At 38.1% G+C, this 4675-nt stretch carries 4 protein-coding genes and 1 pseudogene; 3 read left to right on the top strand and 2 right to left on the bottom strand.

Annotation, left to right across the window (positions count from 1 at the left end):
* Positions 1-383: beta-eliminating lyase-related protein (locus BFU02S_RS14800; RefSeq protein ID WP_235842083.1), on the bottom strand; the 383-nt coding region annotated here is incomplete at its 3' end.
* Between the two features lie 189 nt (positions 384-572).
* Here BFU02S_RS14800 and BFU02S_RS14795 point away from each other — a divergent pair.
* The 3 genes and pseudogenes from BFU02S_RS14795 to BFU02S_RS14790 all read left to right on the top strand — a co-directional run bounded on the left by BFU02S_RS14795 (position 573) and on the right by BFU02S_RS14790 (position 4312).
* The gene (locus BFU02S_RS14795; protein WP_066372291.1) at positions 573-1643 is read left to right on the top strand and encodes a diguanylate cyclase; all 1071 of its coding nucleotides are present in this window, start codon (positions 573-575) and stop codon (positions 1641-1643) included.
* A gap of 215 nt (positions 1644-1858) precedes the next feature.
* Positions 1859-2002 (top strand): hypothetical protein, encoded by a 144-nt coding sequence (locus tag BFU02S_RS16880; protein ID WP_174520349.1) that lies wholly within the window; start codon positions 1859-1861, stop codon positions 2000-2002.
* Positions 2003-2677: 675 nt separating this feature from the next.
* Positions 2678-4312, top strand: a pseudogene (locus BFU02S_RS14790) (FMN-binding glutamate synthase family protein).
* Between the two features lie 106 nt (positions 4313-4418).
* Here the strand turns inward: BFU02S_RS14790 and BFU02S_RS14785 are convergent.
* Positions 4419-4675: GNAT family N-acetyltransferase (locus tag BFU02S_RS14785; protein ID WP_157075956.1), on the bottom strand; the 257-nt coding region annotated here is incomplete at its 5' end.

The raw sequence follows: 4675 nt of genomic DNA, 5'->3' as shown, positions 1-4675 counted from the left end.
TGCTCATCCGTATGGTAATCGAGAACTGTTTGCAAATGCCGAGGAGTAAGTTTTCCATCCGAAACTTCTATTGTGATGACTTTATGTCCTGTGGCTTCAATTGCACCTGTTTCATGTGTTGCAATATGTCCTGTACTAGCTGCAATTGCAGCTTCATGTGGTTTTAGAAATGCGGAGATTGCGATTAAATTTGTTTGCGTTCCGCCGGTTAACAGATGAATATCAATGTCCGTTCGTCCCATTCTCTCTTTTAATAAATTTATCGCTTTTTGCGTATAACGATCCTCCCCGTAACCATCTTCCTGCTCATCGTTTGATTCTATAAGAGCATTTAAAATTCTGGGATGTGCCCCCTCGCTGTAATCGTTCTTAAAGCTATACATATCAAAAGCCTCCATCATTTTTTTAAAGTAGATTCTCATATAAATGGTATCATATTATTTCAAAAAGAGATGCAAGCATACTACATCAAATCTTTTCAATTCCAATTCAATAACATTTTTTGGTCTAAAATACCAAAAAAATCTATAATCTTTTATACAAATTATGGTATCTTAATTAAGGTGATAAAAATGATTGTTAAAGAACTGTTTGCAAATCTGGCCATTCTGGTAACACTGCTGTTTATTTATAGCCAATTAACGAAAAAGAGTCCCTTAAATCATCATTCATCTATACCCAAAAAACTAACCGTTGGTATCTTGGGGGGACTCCTTGGAAATATCCTTATGCAGTACAGTATGCATATTGAAAATATCATTGTAGATTTGCGTCTAATTCCTGTCATCCTGTTAGCATTTTATGGCGGAACAATCCCTGCCTTTGTATCGATGACATTCATTATTTTGGGCCATTTTCTATTTGGAATGAATGCATCCTCTTTAGTTGCTGCTTTGATATCGTTTTTGGTCACGATAGGAGTAGTCCTTTTAGTAAGAAGCAGTTTTTCAAAACATACTAAGATGATCCTCTGTCTTACTTGGAATAATCTGGTATCTTTTTTTGTGATTAGCTTTTTTATTAAAAAAAGTGATTTTATCCCTGTTTATTGGATCATTTCCTACCTTGGTGGAATGATTGCGTTCTATATGATTAACTATTTAAGATCGATTCACTTGTTATTTGAAAAATATAAGAAAGAATCCACTCTCGATGGCTTAACAGGCTTGAACAATTACCGGAAATTTGATGATATCTTTAACACATTAATAAAAAAAGTGGACGAAAGGCAGGAACAACTGTCATTGCTTTATATTGATATTGATCACTTTAAGAAAATCAACGATCAATACGGTCATTCAAATGGTGATCAAGTGCTGAAACAAGTTGGAGAAATTTTGCAAAATTCTACCCGCTCTTTTGATATTGTCAGCAGAAATGGCGGAGAAGAGTTTACAGTATTATTATTAGATTGTCCTTTGAATAAAGCTTACGAAATCGCAGAACGGATTCGCATGAATGTTGAAGCCTATCATTTTCATCTTTCCGACAAAACCATTCACATTACCGTTTCCATTGGTGTCGCGTGTTATAAAGAAACCACAATCGTGGCAGATCAAATCATTGAAGATGCAGATAAGGCACTATATTTTGCCAAAAACAATGGACGAAATAAAGTATGCGTTGCAAATGCTGTTTTGTGAACTTTTTACCAATATTTGATGATTCCCAAAAGCAAACATTCTACGATGGAAATGAAAATAATCCTTTAAATTTGGTCCAGAGAGGCTAAAAAGGGCAAGTAATCTTGATATAAGTTTGACCACCTTATGCCCTTTTGTCCTCTGTGACATAAGGGCTTTTTGTTACGCTCTTTTTAACGTAGTCCTGTGAGGCTTGAAAAGAGAATGGATGATTATTGGTCGGCTACATTTTGCAAAAATACGATATGACCATGAACATGACATACCTTGCCATTCTGTACTGCCTCTCCTTCATCGTTATGCTTGGTCTTAAGAAAAATCAAAATGAAGAATCTGTTGAATTAAAGCGTGCTGCTTAAGGAAGAAAGGGAAGCTGGTTTTAAACCGGGCTTCCCTTTTTTATAGTAAACTCGTGTAAAGCTCAGCGATGTAAAAAATTACTTAAGTTGCTGTATGAATAATTTTTAAATTCGTTTGGGCGGCTTACATAACAAATTCATCATAAAGCATCAGCCATTGCTCCGAGCCGCTTTTTGAATAGGATTCGTCATGACTTATTCGAACCTCTCGCGGGTTGGAAAAATTGATATGTGCAATCGCTACGCAATAAGAATAGATATTTAGGCGCTACTACGGTTTATCCCTATCTACAACTGCTGTTGCCTTCACTCCTTTCAAACTGCCAAATCCTACAATGCATCCAGCAAGTTTATCTTAAGACGAATCTATTTTAGCGATCCCTTTCCATATTCCCCCATTTTTCATTCAAATGGCGGATTTAATTTCTAGTAATTATAAAAAATCGAGCTCTGAATATAATGTACTATCATTATGTTCTTCACCTTTTTCCACTAAGACCAAAAAAAGAAGCACAAGCTATTTTGTTAGAGTAATGAAAAGAAAGGTTAATTACTAAATATATGGGTACGCCGAGTGTATACAATTTGAGGTTTATAGGTACAGCTTTGTTCCCATGAATAACTTTGAAGAATAGTAGATGGGATGGTGAACGGATCAGTTGGACACAAATTTTAATGGTGATTATGTTTGTTTTGATGATAACGGTTATCCTTGTTCCGTTTGGCTTATATCTTTGGATATTATATCGTGATGCCCGTCAAATGGAACATGCCGTTTTACGGAATTACCCTGTGTTGGGGAAAATTCGGTACATTGTAGAAAAAATCGGGCCGGAATTAAGGCAATATTTATTTTTAAATAATAATGAGGGAAAACCGTTTTCACGTAACCAGTATGAGAGTGTCGTCAAATCAGGGAAGTATAAAGAACGAATTACTTCCTTTGGTTCGGAACGAAATTTTGAAGAGAGCGGATTTTATATCCGAAATGCGATGTTTCCAGTGCAAAGGGAAGATTTGCGGGTTCAACAGCAGCCAAAAATTCATACAAATGTTTATGTTATTGATAACGAAAAGCTAGTGAGCAGGAAAGAGCATTCGGAATCAGTTGAAGTGGACCCTTATTACCTGGCAGAGCAAGATTAAATTATAATAGGAAAAGAGTCTTGCAGAAAGCCTTTTTATATAAAAGGATTAATTGGCCAGTCTGCGATGAGCTATGGTGCGTTAGGGAAAAATGCAATCACTACTCTATCCAAGGGTCTTGGGATGGCTGGCGGAACATGGATGAATACTGGTAAAGGCGGACTTTCCAAGTATCACTTAAAAGGAAATGTCGATATTATTGCACAAATTGGGCCGGGTTTGTTCGGATATCGAACATTAGAGGGGGATTTTTCATGGGAGCAATTTAAACGCAAAAGTGAAATATATCAGATTAAAACCTTTGAGTTAAAGTTAGCACAAGGAGCGAAAGTACGCGGAGGGCATATTGAAGCTGAAAAGGTCACACCCGAAATTGCGGAAATCCGCAATGTCACACCATGGAAAACTATTAATAGCCCAAACCGTTTCCGCCAGTTCTATGATACGAAGGGACTATTGGATTTTATGGAACAATTGCGGGAAATTGGCGGCAAGTCGGTTGGATTTAAGATGGTTGCAGGCAGCCGGGATGAAGTAGAAACGTTAGTGAAGGCAATGGCAGAGGATAGAAAGTTTCCAGACTTTATTACAGTTGACGGCGGTGAAGGCGGAACAGGTGCTACCTATCAATAACTGTCGGATGGACCTGGACTGCCGCTTTATACAGCCCTTCCGATTGTCCATGAAACATTGCAAAGGTATGGAATCATGGATCGGGTAAAACTGATCGCCTCAGGGAAATTAATTACACCTGATAAAATGGCTTATGCCCTTTGCCTTGGTGCCGATTTAATTAACACCGCCCGGGCCTTCATGATTTCCGTCGGCTGTATTATGGCACAAACCTGTCACTCAAACACATGTCCAGTCGGGGTCGCCACAACCGACCCAAAACGGGAAAAAGCACTTGTCATAGAAGAAAAAATGTATCGTGTATGCAATTACGTGATTTCCTCAAGAGAAGGACTATTCAACTTAGCCGCTGCCGCAGGACTCGAATCACCCGTGGAATTTAACGAAAACCACCTCATGTTCAGAACCGCGGACGGAAGGCTATATACCGGAAAAGAATACCTCCATGGCATAAATAAACCATCAGTGGTGTCAGGCAGCACTCGTGAACAAATGTCCATCCCAGATGTACAATTAGGATCTTTTCATTAGAAAGAAGAAACTGCGGAATTAAAGTGTGCTGTATATGGAAGTAAGGGAAGCTGGGTTTACCCCATGCTTCCCTTTTCAAGTTTATAGTAAGCTGGCATAAAGCTCTTTAGTGTGACCAGCCATATGCTATTTCATCAAGTTCTTTATTTCCGATTGTAATTTTGCTGGTGCGGACCGATTTTCCGCCGAGTGCCTCATAAAAATGGAGGGATTCATTTTCAGCCAATACCCAAACGAGCATTGAGTTGTAATGTAGCGATAAGTGCTCGACAACTGATTTCATAAGTTGTTTTCCAATACGCTTACGTTGGTATTTTTTCAACATGTAGATGGCATATAATTCAGAATCATTATAATGGACCC

It is taken from the genome of Neobacillus fumarioli NBRC 102428, from assembly GCF_001591485.1.
GTDB classification, from domain to species: domain Bacteria; phylum Bacillota; class Bacilli; order Bacillales; family Cytobacillaceae; genus Neobacillus; species Neobacillus fumarioli.
Note: the sequence above shows the minus strand (reverse complement) of the source record. Positions and strands in the feature narration are given on the sequence as shown.

Coding starts and splice junctions, on each gene's coding strand:
- BFU02S_RS14795 (WP_066372291.1), top strand. CDS start 573: ATGATTGTTAAAGAACTGTTTGCAAATCTGGCCATTCTGGTAACACTG.